Below are 13,254 nucleotides of genomic sequence, written 5' to 3'. Positions count from 1 at the left end.
TTCTCGCGGTCCAGGCCGCGCCCGTGCTCTAAGGATGATGAAGGTGTTTGCGTCGACGGGCGCGCCGCGGTCTCGCGGCGCCACCCTGCGGATCGGAATCGTGGATCTGATTTCGCTGCGGCCGGAGAGTACGACGCGGCGGGTGTTCGCCGAGGCGGTGGCGCGCGGGGCCGAAGAGCTCGGCGCGTCCGAAATCCTGGTGGAGACAGAAGCTTTCGGCATCGACCCGTTGCGGCCGGTGGATGGCGTGGACTGGCGGGCGCTGGCGGAGATGGATGCGCTCATCGTCAGCGGGAGCGAGCCCACGACGGAGGATATCGCCGACGAACCGTGCCTGGCCGTGGTCGACCGGATTCTGCGGGAGTGCTCGGAGTCCGCACTGCTGTTCTCGTGCCAATCCGCCCATGCCGCACTGTATTTGCTGTACGGGGTGCGGCGGCAGCGGCTGGCGCGGCGACAGCACGGGGTGTTCGACCATTGGGTGCGCAACGAGTGGGGCGCCGCGCCCGAGACCGCCGCCATGGCCTTGCTCGCGGGGCTCAGCACGCCGGTGCGGGTGCCGCATTCCCGGTGGAACGCAATGACTTCCGCCGATCTGCGGGCCGCTGGCGTGAATATCCTGCTGGATTCCGACGAAGCCGAATGGCACTTGGCCGCCGACGGGCTGCGGCACGTGTTCGTGCAGGGGCATCCGGAGTACCTGTGCGACACCATGGCTCGTGAATACCGTCGCGATCTGCGGCGGTGGCTCGGCGATGTGCGGCGGCCGTTTCCCGATATCCCGCAGCGGTATTTCGCGCGGGAGGTCGAGGAGTCGCTGTTGGATCAGGCCGCGCGCCTGCGCGCCAGCTTCGATCCGGCGCTGCTCGAGGATTTCCCGCTGCCGGTGGATCGGACCGAGGTCACGACCGACTGGTCGGCTCATGCGGCGACGTTCTTCGCCAATTGGATCCGCGCCATTGCCGCGTCCGTCGACACCCGCGCCGAGGAAGTCGCCGACATCGCTCGATGAGTTTCGCTCCTTCCGCCCGTCTACCCAGTAGAAACTTTCGCGGAAGGAGCGATCATGACCGACCCCAAGACCCACACCCTCGAAGTGCCCGGCGCGACCCTCACCTACGACGTGCGGGAGGCCGAGCACAGCGCGGCCCCGACCCTGCTGGTGTTCGGATCGCCCATGGAGGCCGCGGCTTTCGGCACCCTGGCCGGATACCTCACCGACCGCACGGTGGTGACCTTGGACCCGCGCGGCGCGGACCGCAGCACCCGGACCGACACCACCACCGAGTCGACACCCGAGCTGCACGCCGACGACCTGCACCGGCTGATCACCGAACTCGGTGGGCCGGTGGACATCTTCGCCACCAGCGGCGGAGCCGTCAACGCGCTCGCCCTGGTGACCGCGCATCCCGAGCAGGTGCGCACCCTGGTCGCGCACGAGCCGCCGCTGACCACGATCCTGCCCGACCACGAGCAGCTGCGCGCGGCCGTCGAGGATATTCGCGCCACCTATCAGCGCGCTGGCGCCGGGCCGGGGATGGCGAAGTTCATCGCCCTGGCCAGCGTCCAGGGCGAGGTGCCCGCCGATTGGGCCGACGGCCCACTGCCCGACCCCGCCGAATTCGGCCTCCCGACCGAAGACGACGGCTCGCGCGACGACGTTCTGCTGGCCCAAAACCTGCGCACGACAACCCAATACGAGCCCGACTTCGACGCCCTGCGCGCGGCGTCCACCCGTATCGTCCCCGCCGCGGGCATCGAATCCGCGGCCGAGATGCCGCGCCGCGGCGCCGAGGCCCTCGCCGCCCGCCTCCACACCGACGTAGCCCTCTTCCCCAGCGGCCACGGCGGCTTCCTCGGCGACGAATACGGCATGCCCGGCGAACCCGAAGCCTTCGCCGCCACCCTCCGCGAAATCCTGGACCGGTGATCAGCAGGTACTGGTGGCGGTAACGTGCGAGAGCGTCCCACCACCAGTACCTGGTCGATGCGGGGGTCGGCTTTCGCCCTAGGCTGTGGCGTATGGCTTCCGATCGTTTGTATTTCCGCCAACTGCTCGCTGGGCGGGACTGGGCCGTGGGCGATCCCATCGCGACCCAGATGCGCAATTTCGCTTACCTGATCGGTGATCGTGAATCCGGGGAGTGTGTGGTTGTCGATCCGGCTTATGCGGCTACCGAGTTGGTGGAGATCGCGGGGGCGGATGACATGCGGGTGAGCGGGGTGTTGGCCACGCACCATCATCCGGATCATGTCGGCGGCACCATGCTCGGGTTCACGCTGCGGGGGGTGAAGGAGCTGCTCGAGACTGTGGATGTGTCGGTGCACGTCCACAATGAGGAGCTGCCGTGGGTCGCGCAGGTCACCGATATCGCGCCGAGCGAGCTGACCGGGCACGCGCACGGGGACATGGTCGCGGTCGGCGGGTTCGAGATCGAGTTGCTGCACACGCCGGGGCATACGCCGGGCAGTCAGTGCTTCCTGTTCGAGGATCGCCTCATCGCGGGCGACACGCTGTTCATCGACGGCTGCGGGCGCACCGATTTCCCGGGTGGGGATTCCGATGCCATGTTCCACAGCCTGCGGTATCTGGCTGGGCTGAAAGGTGATCCGGTGGTGTACCCGGGGCACTGGTATTCGCAGGAGCCCAGCGCCACGCTCTCGTCGGTGCGCGACAGCAATTACGTGATGCGCCCGCAGACGTTGGAGCAGTGGCATATGTTCATGCCCGGCTGATCAGGGCGACCACAGCGTGTGGCGCTGTGCGTCGTAGATCTGGTAGCCGAGGCCGGTCGTCGCGGTTTCGAGCAGGCGGCGAATGACATCGGCCGCGCTGTCCACCGCGGAGCCACGGGATCGGCGGCGGTCGAATTTGTCGGCGGGTGTCACGCGCACCGCATTGCCCGCCGCTTCGACGCGCAGCATGGCATGCCGGTGAATCACCGGCAGTTCGTCGTTCCACAGTTGGAGCGCGTGGACGACGAAGCGCATGTCCTCGGAGATCGGATTGCCTTGCTGTGCCCGCACATACGCGGGCACATCCCCCGGCGCCGCGACGGCCCCCGCCAGCAGCACCACGTATTCGTAACTCACCCACTCCAACGTAGCGCGGTCCGCTGCAGGGTGACTGCCGGAATTGGCGACGTCGAGGCGTCACCAATTCCGGCGTATTCGATTTCGGCTGCGCCGCAATCGATATGGGCTCAGGCGAGCTTGCGCATCCAGCCGTGGCTGTCGGCGAAAGTGCCCCGCTGAATTCCGGTGAGGGTATCCCGCAGCGCCATGGTGACCTCGCCGGGTTCGCCGTCGCCGATGGTGAATTCGCCCTCGGCCGACTTCACCGTGCCGACCGGAATGACCACCGCCGCGGTGCCGCAGCCGAAAACCTCGGTGATTTCCCCGGATTCGACGCCGGTGCGCCATTCCTCGACCGAGACCTTGCGCTCCTCCACCTTGTATCCGGCGTCCGCGGCCAGCGTGATGAGCGAATCGCGGGTGATGCCCGGCAGCAGCGAACCGGAGAGCTCCGGCGTCACGAGTCGCGCGTCGGAGCCGCTCCCGAATACGAAGAACAGGTTGTTGGTGCCCATCTCCTCGACGTATTTGCGTTCGCAGGCATCCAGCCACACCACCTGGTCGCAGCCCTTGGCGGCGGCTTCCTGCTGCGCCAGGAGCGAGGCGGCGTAGTTTCCGGCCACCTTCGCCTCGCCGGTGCCGCCGGGGGCGGCGCGCACGAATTCCGTGGAGAGCCACACGCGCACGGGGGTCAGGCCGCGCGGGAAGTACGCTCCCGCAGGCGAACCCAGCAGCAGGTACTTGTAACCGCTGGCGGGCTTGACGCCCAGCCCGACCTCGGTGGCGAACATGAATGGCCGCAGGTAGAGCGACTCCTCGCCACCGGCGGGCGGCACCCACGCAGAATCCACTTCCAGGAGCTGCTTGATGGACTCGATGAACAGTTCCTCCGGCAGTTCGGCCATCGCCATCCGGTGGGCCGACCGTTGGAAGCGCTTGGCATTGGCGTCGACGCGGAAGGTGGCGATGCTGCCATCGCTCTGCCGGTACGCCTTCAGCCCCTCGAAGATCGCCTGGCCGTAGTGGAACACCATGGTCGAGGGGTCCATCGACAGCGGCGCGTACGGCTCGACCCGGGCATTGGTCCAGCTGCCGTCGGCGTAGTCGATCGACACCATGTGATCGGTGAAGAACCGCCCAAACCCCGGTACCGCGATAATCTCCTGTCGCCGTTCCGCCGAGGCGGGCGCAGGGTGCGGGATGCGGGTGAATTGCGCGGCAACTGTCATGACCGGGAGTTTAGTGTGCGGGTCTACGGGCTGGAACTAGGCCACCCCTGGAATGCGGTCGATGGTGAATGGGGTCGGAATAGCCCGGTGGGGCTCGAGCGCAGCTCGGCCTCCTGGTGCGTGGGCGTCGCGGTGAGGTGATTAAGCCTGAGCGGTCAGAAATCGATCGAAGGGCACGGATTTCGACCCCATCCACCGATTTCCGACCGCTCAGACCTAACCCTCAAGCAGTCTTCGCCTCGACGAACGGCGGCCGCACCACCTCACACCGCAGCCGACGCCCCCGCACATCGACCTCGACCTCATCGCCTTCCTTGATTCCGGCGGCGGTATCGAGCAGCGCGAGCGCGATACCGACCTTGAGGGTGGGCGAGAACGTCCCCGAAGTGGTCTCCCCGACCTGCTCGTCACCGCGCAGGACGGTCTGACCTTGGCGCAGCACACCCCGGTCGATCGCCTTCAGCCCCAACAGGATCCGCCGAGGACCCTCGGCCTTCTCCTTGTCGAGCGCCGCCTTGCCCCAGAACTCGGGCTTCTTCCACCCGACCGCCCAGCCGGTGCGGGCCTGGAGCGGGGAGATGTCGAGGGACAGCTCGTGGCCGTGCAGCGGGTAACCCATCTCGGTGCGGAGCGTGTCGCGCGCACCGAGCCCCGCGGCCTGCCCACCGGCGGCCTCGACCTGGGCCACGAGGGCCCGGAACACAGCCTCGGCGTCATCCCACTTCGGCAGCAGTTCATAGCCGTGTTCACCGGTGTACCCGGTGCGGCAGACGCGGACCGGTCGGCCTTCCCACTCGGCGTCGGTGTAGGCCATGTACTCCATATCGGTCGGCAGCCCGAGCGCCTCGAGCACCTCCGCCGACTTCGGCCCCTGCACCGCGAACACAGCGTACGCGCGATGCTCGTCCGTAATGGTGATCCCCTCCGGCGCGACCTTCTGGAGCTCGGCGACGACAGCCGCGGTATTGGCGGCATTGGGAACGAGGAAGATCTCGTCATCGGACACGTAGTACGCGATGAGGTCGTCGATCACGCCGCCCTCGGGCGTGCAGCACAGCGTGTACTGCGCCTTACCGGGGCGAATCCGCCCAAGATCATTGGTGAGCGCCGAGTTCACGAAGGCCGCCGCCCCCTCGCCCTTCACGGTGGCCTTGCCGAGGTGGCTGACATCGAACACGCCCACAGCGGTCCGCACGGCGGTGTGCTCCCCCACGGTTCCCGCGTACGAAACCGGCATCTCCCACCCCCCGAACGGCGCGAAGGTAGCGCCCAGCTCGACATGAACGGCGTGGATAGGTCCTTGCAGCAGCTTCTCGTCGGTCACCCGTAGGAGCTTATCGGCTGATCGCCGCGCGGCGGTCCAGCAGCAAGTGAAACCGACCTACCGGCGGCAGTGACGATGTTGCCTCGCTATCACCCGAAATGCCAGGGTGAGGACTTCGCGGATTCGGGATCACGGCTCAGGTCGATAGGGATCGCGCCGAAGTCGATTTGGAGCTGGCGCACCGCTTGTCGAAGCACGCCTGCCGCGCAAGTGGGTTCCGCCGCCTGCTCCTGTCGCGTCGGCGACCTGCTACCTCCATTCGGGCCGAAGCCGTCGCGGTCGATCTAGACCGTGCGCTGTGACGCACCGACCTCATTGCCGGGCAAGGAGTTGCTCGGCTTCAGCGATCGCGTGCGCCAGTGACTCCGGATCGGGCCGCAACGAGGAGACGATCCGGTCGATATCCCGCAACCCGGCGTTCGTCAGCATTCGCTTCTCGTTGAGCACCCACTCGCCTCGGGCCGCGAGTACCGCGTGGGCGGTATTCATCGCTGCGGTGGCGAGTGCGCCCGCCACTTCCGTGGCCTGCCCGCGCGGCGCATACGCGTTCTTGGCGTAGTGCAAGGTCAGGTTCGCCCGCTCGCGCCATTGTTTCGGAGCGGATTCCCGTAGCAGCCGCGGGAATTCGGGTCGCGGCAAGTTCCCGCGCAGTACCCGATTCACCGCCAGCTCCGCCACCACCAGGTAGCTCGGAATCCCCGCCAGATGGAACATCAAAGGCTCCCAATGGAACCGCCCCGCCTCCGCCTCGGCGACCTCGTGCTCCACCACCGCGAGATCGCGGTACAGCACATCGACATGCCGCCCGTCGACGGTCAGCCAAGCTCCACCATTGAAGACCCCAGACCCCCACGCGCCAATGCCGAAAACCTCTCCCTCCCAACCGATCGCCCGCACATCAGCCGGATCGAACCCATCCCGATAGTAGATCCCGAAATCCCAGTCACTCTCCGCCCGATGCGTCCCCTGCGCCCGAGACCCACCCAACGCCACCGCTTCCACTCCTGGCAGTGCCGCAAGCTGGTCGGCGATGTACTCCCGGAATTCGTCATCGGAATAGGTCATGGCATCCATTGGTAGCGCGGCGCCCCCACGGGATCCAACGATTTACCGATACCGCCAGGTGACACCGGCGATCCCACATACGCGACAAACCGCGCCTCATCCAAGACCTCTATGTGGTGCCCCTTGCCCCGCAATTCCACAACCCGGCGAGCCTTGGTCGTCGTGAACGCCGCAGCATCACACCCCGAGAACCCATCCCCGATAACCAAACACGTCGTCCGCCGCGTGACATTCTTGGCCGGAGTACCCCCACACGCAGCCACCGCATCCCACGCCTGCTGCCGAGTGAAATTGGCCAAGTCCCCAGTGAACACCACCGTCTGCCCATAGAACGGATGCCCCGGGTCCGTACCGGTAACCTCCGGCATCACCAATTCCTCACGGCCGAAGTAATTCCGCCGCTCCCGCCGCGGACCACCCCTCCGCGCCCCCGGCTCCCGCGAACCCAGCCGCGAAACATACTGCGTCCGTACCACTTCCGGACAAGCCTCGAGCTCCCGCAACGACCCCACCCCCGCCCGAGCCGCCAAAGCCAACACAATATCCGCCGCCGCGGCAGCATCAGCCCCCGCATCATGATGCGCCCGCAACTCCACCCCCAAAGCCTCCGCCACCACCGGCAACCGATAACTCCCCAAATCCAACTGCCGCCGCGCCAACCCCAAACTGCAACTGAACTCCCACTCAGGAGCCGCTATCCCGCTATGCCCACACGCTTCCCGAATAGCCCCCGCATCGAACCCAGCATTATGCGCCACCACAGGCAACTCCCCCACCACCCCCACTACCTCCGGCCAAAGCTCCCCAAACCCAGGCTCCCCCACCACCATAGAAGCCGAAATCCCGTGCACACGAACGTTGTACCCCGAAAAGAACTCCAAGGCCCGTGGAGGCCGACACAACCAAGAACAATCCCCAACCCGCCTCCCCTCCCGAACAACACTGACCCCGATCGCGCAAACACTCCCACGCGCGGAGTTGGCGGTTTCGACATCAATAGCGGCAAACGACAATCCCCCCAACATCACCGCACCACGAGCGGCACCGGCCGCGAGTTGGCCTTACCCCACGCGCCGAGACGAGGCCACTTCAGCCAAGCGCCCGATAGCCGCGAAACACCCACGGCGGGTCCGACATTCACACGTCCAACAACACGCTCCCCCACCGTGTGAAGCACAACAACGCGGGAGAACACAGCCTGAACTGGGGTGCTCATGACGCTCCGTTATCGGTTCGCGAACGGTCTGCATCGGCCACGGTAGACCACTACCCCGACAGATGACCTCAATTCGCACTTCACGCACCACTTTTCGCACTCGGTGCGAAGGGCGCGAACCTCGACGAGGAGCTACTTCTCCTGCTGGGCGACGATGGTGGGGATGATTCGGTCCGCGGCGTCGTCTGTGTACACGGTGATCCACAGTTCGTGTTCGCAGTTGGGGAGCCAGGTGAGTAGCACGGTCGCGGGGGCTTGGGTGCCGCCGGACATGTTGTAGCGCCAGCCGCCTGCGGCGCCGGGGATGGAGAGGGGGGAGGTTTGGGTGGGGGTGCCTAGGCGGGTTGTCCAGTCGTCCAGGGTTGGGGCGGTGGCGGGGTCTCGGCAGGCCGTCAGGGTGGAGACGGTCGCTGAGGCGGCGATTGTGGTCGCGGAGTAGTAGGTGTAGGCGCCGTTGTCGGATTCTTGTCGCCACTCCGACGGGACGGCCCAACCGAAATAGCTCATGGTCGACGGTTTCATACCCGGGGGTGGCGAAACGGTCGGGTAGGGAATGTCTTTGGTGCCGGACGGGTCGAGGATCGAGCAGCCCGCACTCGATGCCAGAAGAACCAGTAGCGGTATCAGGCGTTTCAGCGGCGGGAGAGTTCGCAAGGTCAGTCCTTGCCGCGGCCTGCCTTGATGTTGAAGTTCCAGTTGTAGAGGCGGATGATCTCCGCGACACCGGCGCCTGGTTGTCCGGCAGGTGGGCGGATGAAGGTGCATTCTCGGCGGACTACCAGCTCGCCGTTGATGTTTTCGATTACGGCTAGAACTGCGTCTCGGGAGTCGTTGGTGCAGCCGTCCAAGGTCATTTCGATGGGGGCGCTGTTGACCGGGTGGAGGGTGACGGTTGCTTGGACGCCTCGGAAGTCTCTTGCGCCTTCGTACAACGAGGTGAAGACGAGGATTCGGCGGAAGAACTTGGTGTAGTCGAGGTTGATGTCGAGGTTTTCGCCGGTGGCGCTGGCGCCGGTGCGGTCGTCCTGGTCGAGGCGGATGAAGGGTGGGTTGTGGAGGTCGCCGAAGCGGCGGTCCATGGCTCGGACGGAGCCGAGGGCGCCGTTGATGAGTTCGTAGAAGCAGCAGAGGTCCAGGTCGAGGTCGCGTTTGCGGCCGAAGAGGCCGGAGCCTTTGGTGGTGGTCCAGTTGAGGTTTACTCGCATGGTGCCGCCGGTGGCGCCGGACTTGGTCAGGGAGACCGTGGGGGCTTCCTTGGTCAGGGAGATTTTCGTCAGGCTGACCGGAGCGGGGGGTGGGGTCGCCGGGGCGGGGGGTGGCGGCGGGGGTGCGTACTGCGGCTGGGCCGGGGGCGGCGTGTATTGCTGCTGCACGGGGGGCGGCGCGTACTGCGGCTGCGGTGGGGCCGTGTACTGCTGCTGCGGCGGGGTGTACTGCTGTGCGGGCGGTGGCGGCGCGTACTGCGGCTGGGCGGGCGGAGCGTACTGCTGCTGCGCAGGTGGCGTGTACTGCTGTTGCGCGGGGGCGTCGTCCACCGAGATGCCGAAATCGGTTGCCAGACCGGCCAGTCCGGAGTCGTAGCCCTGGCCGACCGCGCGGAATTTCCAGGCCCCTTGGCGGCGGTACAACTCGCCGAGGACGTAGGCGGTTTCGGTGGTGGCGTCTGCGCTGTCGAAGCGGGCCAGTTCGGTGTTGTTCGCCGCGTCGAGCACTCGGACGTACAGGCCCCGGAACTGACGGAAGGTGCCGCCGGAGGTGGAGGCGGCGATCACGATGGTCTCGACCTGGGGTTCCACCTGGGCCAGGTTGACGAACAGAGTGTCCAGGATGGTGTGGCCGTGCTGTTTGCCTTCGTGGCGGACCGCGCCGGAGGGGTGGGCGGGTTGGTTGTAGAACACGAAGTCGTTGTCGGAGCGGACTTTCCCGCCGACGAGCAGTAGCGCGGACGCGTCCGCGTCTGGAACTCCCTGGCCCGCTTGCCATCCAAGTTCGATACGGACGGCATTGGCTGGCACCGGGACGTTGGCACCCTTCATCATCCCCACGGGTGTCAACCTATACGAATCGGGCGTCACGCGCTGACCTGATGGGCGGACTTTCGGGTGAATTCGCCCCATGGCGGGCGGGTGAGCAGGCGTAATCTGGCCGCATGACCGTGCCTGAGGGGTGGGATGGGGATCTCGACGATCCGGTGGCGGTGGAGTACTTCAGTCTGCCGGAGGTCGGGTTGCCGCCGCGGCCGTGTGTCGATGGGGTCGACGAGAAGATCGCGAAGGTCGTACAGATAGTGGCCGCGCACGCGTGGCGGTTCGCGGGGAAATCGTTGGGGACGAATTACTCCTACGAGTCCGCTCTGGTGGCGGAGCGGCTGGGTTATGCCGCAGGGGATTTGCTGCTGGAGGGGGATCCGATCGATTGGGCGCGGGCCTGCGCGTGGGTGGTGGCGGATCGGCACGGGTTGATGGCGCACGATCTGGAGTTGCCGCCGCAGGTGCTCGCCCGGGAGATGGGCACCAAGGAGGCCACGATGGCCAAGCTCGCGGAGCGGCTGCGCGAGGCCCTGCCCACGCTCAGGAGCCGACGGCCCAGGGAGGACGACGACTGGCCGGTCTAGATCATCTGGGCGGGAACGGCATTGATCAGGCCGCCGTCCACCAGCAGGTCCTGGCCGTTGATGTAGGAGGCTTCGTCGGAGGCCAGAAAAGCCACGGCGGCAGCCACTTCGGAGGATTCGCCGATACGGCCCGCGGGGATGGCGGAGGCCACCGACGCCTGGGCTTCCGGGGAGGCTTCACTGCGGAACGCGGGGGTGTCGATGTAACCGGGGCTGATGGAGTTCACGCGAATCCCGTTGGGAGACAGCTCCGCCGCGAGGGTGCGGGCGAGATTGTGGATGGCGGCTTTGGTGGCGGAGTAGAGCGCGGCGGAGGGGACGCCGCGGGTGAGGGCGAAGGAGGCGTTGATGACGATCGAGGAACCCGACCGCAGCAGGGGCAGCGTCTTCTGGATGGTGAAGAACGTGCCTTTGAGGTTGATGTCCACGACCCGGTAGAACTCGGCTTCGGTGACCGTGTCGACGGGGGCGAACGCGCCGATACCCGCATTGGCGAAGACCACGTCCAGACGCCCGTACCGCTGGTCGATGGCGGCCGCCAAGGCATCCAGGTCGGCGAGACTCGTTGTATCGCCCGCGATTCCGAGAACGCGGTCGCCCAACTGCTCGACCGCGGCGTCCAAGCGACTCTTGTCGCGGCCGGTGATCACGACCCGCGCGCCCTCCGATACCAGACGCTGCGCGGTGGCCAACCCCATTCCGCTGGTACCGCCGGTGATGAGCGCGATCTTGCCGTCGAATCGAGAACCGTTGTGTGTCATGGACTCAGCGTGCCGCGCCGCGACGCGGACATACAGTGCGGAGTTATCGTAGGCGTGGCACCACCAGGATCAGGCGGGGGCGGCCAGTCGGAGCTGGTAGAGCCGGTCCAGGCGGGCTTCGGTGTCGGTATCCGGTCGCGGGTTGTAGAGCACCAGGTTTCGATCCGGGTGGTCGGCGAAGACGAGCGTGGTGGCCTCGAAATGGAGTTCGCCGACCTCCGGATGGCGCAGGGCATTGGTCGACTGGGTCGGCACTCCCACCTCGTGGCGAGACCACAGGTCGGCGAACTCGGGGCTCAACGCGCTGAGATTGTCCGCGACGCGGTGGAATTCGGGGTCTTCGGGAAAGTGCGCGGCGTCGGCGCGGTACGCGGCCGCGACGGCGGGGGCGGCCGAGGACCAGATGTCGTGCATCGCGCGGTACCTCGGATTGGTGAAGTAGGTGACCAGGCAGTTGGCGGGCGAACCATCGAAGCCGAACAGCAGGCGCGCGATGTCGTTGTAGGCCAGCACATTCCAATACCGGTCCCGCAGCACCGCCGGGCGATGGCCCCACGCGTCGAGCAACCGCCGCATCTCGGCGGTGACCTCCGCGCGCGGATTGCCCGGCACGACCGGCGGATTGAGCCCCGCCAGCAGGTACAGGTGCACGCGCTCGGGCCCGTTCAGCCGCAGCGCCCCGGCGATCGCATCGAGCACCTCCGCCGAGACCGTGATATCGCGGCCCTGTTCGAGCCAGGTGTACCAGGACACCCCGACCCCGGCGAGGACCGCGACCTCCTCGCGCCGCAGCCCGGGAGTGCGCCGTCGCCCGGTCGTTTCGATACCCACGGCGGCCGGGGAGAGACGCGCGCGCCGGGAGCGCAAGAAGTCGCGCAGTTGTTCGCGGCGGCGCGATGCGGATTCGCTGGTCATAGAGGAAGGTAACCATGGGACGCGTCGGAGTATTCGACACCCTGGACATGCCTGGGGGCGGCGCACCAACGGCCCCCGAATAGTCCGGTGAGCGCGGAATCCGTACCTGTTACTCTCGATGCCTGTTCGACGGGGGTATGAGTGTTCCGGGGTACGGGGTTGATGCAGGCGGTGGTCGGCGCGGCGGGCGCTGCCCGCGTGGAGCGCGTGCCAGTCCCACAGCGCCCTGTGGGGTGGGTGCGCTTGCGGGTGCTGCTGGCGGGAATCTGCCGTACCGATGTGCAGGCGGCGACGGGGCTGCTGCCCTTGGGTTTTCGGCGGATATTGGGGCATGAGCTGGTCGGCGAGGTGATCGAGGCCGACGACGCCGGAACGTACGCGGTGGGCACGCGCGTGGCGGTGGTGTCCCCGCTGATCGACTGCGGTGATTGCCAGGAGTGCGCGGCGGGCGTCCGCTGTGCGCACGCGCTCATGCTCGGGGTCGATGTGGATGGCGGTTTCGCCGAACAGGTCGTCGTTCCGGTCGCCAGCGTGCGGGCAGTCCCGGACGAGCTGCCGCTGCGCCGTGCCGCCTACATCGAGCCGATCGCGGCCACCACGGCGGTCTTACGGGCTCCGATCCGCCCGGAGCAGCGTGGGGTCGTGGTGGGGTCCGGGCGGATCGCCGATCTCACGCTGCGAGTCCTGCGCGCGCACGGATTTCTCGGACTGGCACCGGACGGCCCCGCCGACTTCGTGGTCGAGACCTCCGGCACCGCCGAGGGTCTCGGACGCGCCGTCCAATTGGTTCGCCCCGGTGGCGTCGTCGTACTCAAGAGTCGCCCGGCGGGCCCGGTTCCGCTCGATATCGCACGGGCGGTGCGCAATGACGTGACCCTGGCCGCGGTGTCGTACGGATCGTTCGACGAGGCGGTCCGGTGGGCGGGTGAACTGGATATCGACGACCTGCTCGGACAGGTGTATCCGCTGTCTCGATTCGCCGACGCGCTCGCGGAGTATCACCGGGTTCCGATGGGCCCCAAGCTGTTTCTCGACCCGAACGAGGCGAGCTGAGT

Annotated in this window: 14 protein-coding genes; 5 read left to right on the top strand and 9 right to left on the bottom strand. The window is 67.0% G+C overall.

Translation table 11 applies throughout. The features are described from left to right. Positions 1-43: 43 nt before the first annotated feature. The 3 genes from ACIBH2_RS21010 to ACIBH2_RS21000 all read left to right on the top strand — a co-directional run bounded on the left by ACIBH2_RS21010 (position 44) and on the right by ACIBH2_RS21000 (position 2,736). Positions 44-1,012 carry a homoserine O-succinyltransferase gene (locus ACIBH2_RS21010; RefSeq protein WP_397119780.1) on the top strand — a complete coding sequence of 323 codons (969 nt, stop codon included), beginning with the start codon at positions 44-46 and terminating at the stop codon, positions 1,010-1,012. Between the two features lie 54 nt (positions 1,013-1,066). Then, positions 1,067-1,930: an alpha/beta fold hydrolase gene (locus ACIBH2_RS21005; RefSeq protein ID WP_397119778.1), complete on the top strand. Its 864-nt coding sequence runs from the start codon at positions 1,067-1,069 to the stop codon at positions 1,928-1,930. Between the two features lie 92 nt (positions 1,931-2,022). Beyond that, entirely contained in the window at positions 2,023-2,736 is a 714-nt protein-coding gene (locus ACIBH2_RS21000) for an MBL fold metallo-hydrolase (protein ID WP_397119776.1), read from the top strand. Here the strand turns inward: ACIBH2_RS21000 and ACIBH2_RS20995 are convergent, their stop codons facing one another. The 7 genes from ACIBH2_RS20995 to ACIBH2_RS20965 all read right to left on the bottom strand — a co-directional run bounded on the left by ACIBH2_RS20995 (position 2,737) and on the right by ACIBH2_RS20965 (position 9,948). Further along, positions 2,737-3,093, bottom strand: a complete 357-nt coding sequence (locus tag ACIBH2_RS20995) for a hypothetical protein (protein ID WP_397119774.1) — start codon at positions 3,091-3,093, stop codon at positions 2,737-2,739. It abuts the gene before it with no gap. 110 nt (positions 3,094-3,203) lie between these two features. Beyond that, positions 3,204-4,304, bottom strand: coding sequence for a branched-chain amino acid aminotransferase (locus tag ACIBH2_RS20990; RefSeq protein ID WP_397119772.1), 1,101 nt, complete (start codon positions 4,302-4,304; stop codon positions 3,204-3,206). Between the two features lie 223 nt (positions 4,305-4,527). Beyond that, on the bottom strand, positions 4,528-5,628 hold the full coding sequence (gene gcvT, locus ACIBH2_RS20985) for a glycine cleavage system aminomethyltransferase GcvT (RefSeq protein ID WP_397119770.1): 1,101 nt from the start codon (positions 5,626-5,628) through the stop codon (positions 4,528-4,530). Between the two features lie 312 nt (positions 5,629-5,940). Further along, the gene (locus tag ACIBH2_RS20980; protein WP_397119768.1) at positions 5,941-6,693 is read right to left on the bottom strand and encodes a nucleotidyltransferase domain-containing protein; all 753 of its coding nucleotides are present in this window, start codon (positions 6,691-6,693) and stop codon (positions 5,941-5,943) included. Then, positions 6,690-7,718 carry an exonuclease domain-containing protein gene (locus ACIBH2_RS20975; protein ID WP_397119766.1) on the bottom strand — a complete coding sequence of 343 codons (1,029 nt, stop codon included), beginning with the start codon at positions 7,716-7,718 and terminating at the stop codon, positions 6,690-6,692. Before ACIBH2_RS20975 ends, ACIBH2_RS20980 begins: the two co-directional genes overlap by 4 nt. Positions 7,719-8,041: 323 nt before the next feature. After that, entirely contained in the window at positions 8,042-8,416 is a 375-nt protein-coding gene (locus tag ACIBH2_RS20970) for a hypothetical protein (protein ID WP_397119764.1), read from the bottom strand. Positions 8,417-8,565: 149 nt separating this feature from the next. Beyond that, positions 8,566-9,948 (bottom strand): TerD family protein, encoded by a 1,383-nt coding sequence (locus ACIBH2_RS20965; protein WP_397120941.1) that lies wholly within the window; start codon positions 9,946-9,948, stop codon positions 8,566-8,568. A gap of 110 nt (positions 9,949-10,058) precedes the next feature. Between ACIBH2_RS20965 and ACIBH2_RS20960 the strand changes: the two genes are divergently transcribed. After that, positions 10,059-10,523 (top strand): hypothetical protein, encoded by a 465-nt coding sequence (locus tag ACIBH2_RS20960; RefSeq protein ID WP_397119762.1) that lies wholly within the window; start codon positions 10,059-10,061, stop codon positions 10,521-10,523. On the opposite strand, the gene ACIBH2_RS20955 is transcribed toward ACIBH2_RS20960, so the two are convergent. Together ACIBH2_RS20955 and ACIBH2_RS20950 are read right to left on the bottom strand one after the other, a co-directional pair. Further along, positions 10,520-11,284 carry a glucose 1-dehydrogenase gene (locus ACIBH2_RS20955; protein WP_397119760.1) on the bottom strand — a complete coding sequence of 255 codons (765 nt, stop codon included), beginning with the start codon at positions 11,282-11,284 and terminating at the stop codon, positions 10,520-10,522. The genes ACIBH2_RS20960 and ACIBH2_RS20955 overlap by 4 nt on opposite strands. Before the next feature lie 69 nt (positions 11,285-11,353). Then, entirely contained in the window at positions 11,354-12,199 is an 846-nt protein-coding gene (locus tag ACIBH2_RS20950; RefSeq protein WP_397119758.1) for a helix-turn-helix transcriptional regulator, read from the bottom strand. Between the two features lie 141 nt (positions 12,200-12,340). Here ACIBH2_RS20950 and ACIBH2_RS20945 point away from each other — a divergent pair, with 141 nt between their 5' ends. Further along, entirely contained in the window at positions 12,341-13,252 is a 912-nt protein-coding gene (locus tag ACIBH2_RS20945; RefSeq protein ID WP_397119756.1) for an alcohol dehydrogenase catalytic domain-containing protein, read from the top strand. The last annotated feature ends 2 nt before the right edge of the window (positions 13,253-13,254 follow it).

The organism is Nocardia sp. NPDC050406 (assembly GCF_044459025.1).
Classification (GTDB): Bacteria; Actinomycetota; Actinomycetes; order Mycobacteriales; family Mycobacteriaceae; genus Nocardia.
Note: the sequence above shows the minus strand (reverse complement) of the source record. Positions and strands in the feature narration are given on the sequence as shown.

What these genes read in the sequence shown, in the direction of transcription:
- ACIBH2_RS20950 (WP_397119758.1), bottom strand. Translation starts at nt 12,199, where the DNA reads ATGACCAGCGAATCCGCATCGCGCCGCCGCGAACAACTGCGCGACTTC.
- ACIBH2_RS21005 (WP_397119778.1), top strand. Translation starts at nt 1,067, where the DNA reads ATGACCGACCCCAAGACCCACACCCTCGAAGTGCCCGGCGCGACCCTC.
- ACIBH2_RS20980 (WP_397119768.1), bottom strand. Translation starts at nt 6,693, where the DNA reads ATGACCTATTCCGATGACGAATTCCGGGAGTACATCGCCGACCAGCTT.
- ACIBH2_RS20955 (WP_397119760.1), bottom strand. Translation starts at nt 11,284, where the DNA reads ATGACACACAACGGTTCTCGATTCGACGGCAAGATCGCGCTCATCACC.
- ACIBH2_RS20990 (WP_397119772.1), bottom strand. Translation starts at nt 4,304, where the DNA reads ATGACAGTTGCCGCGCAATTCACCCGCATCCCGCACCCTGCGCCCGCC.
- ACIBH2_RS20960 (WP_397119762.1), top strand. Translation starts at nt 10,059, where the DNA reads ATGACCGTGCCTGAGGGGTGGGATGGGGATCTCGACGATCCGGTGGCG.
- ACIBH2_RS20970 (WP_397119764.1), bottom strand. Translation starts at nt 8,416, where the DNA reads ATGAGCTATTTCGGTTGGGCCGTCCCGTCGGAGTGGCGACAAGAATCC.
- ACIBH2_RS20975 (WP_397119766.1), bottom strand. Translation starts at nt 7,718, where the DNA reads ATGTTGGGGGGATTGTCGTTTGCCGCTATTGATGTCGAAACCGCCAAC.
- ACIBH2_RS21000 (WP_397119776.1), top strand. Translation starts at nt 2,023, where the DNA reads ATGGCTTCCGATCGTTTGTATTTCCGCCAACTGCTCGCTGGGCGGGAC.
- ACIBH2_RS20965 (WP_397120941.1), bottom strand. Translation starts at nt 9,948, where the DNA reads ATGATGAAGGGTGCCAACGTCCCGGTGCCAGCCAATGCCGTCCGTATC.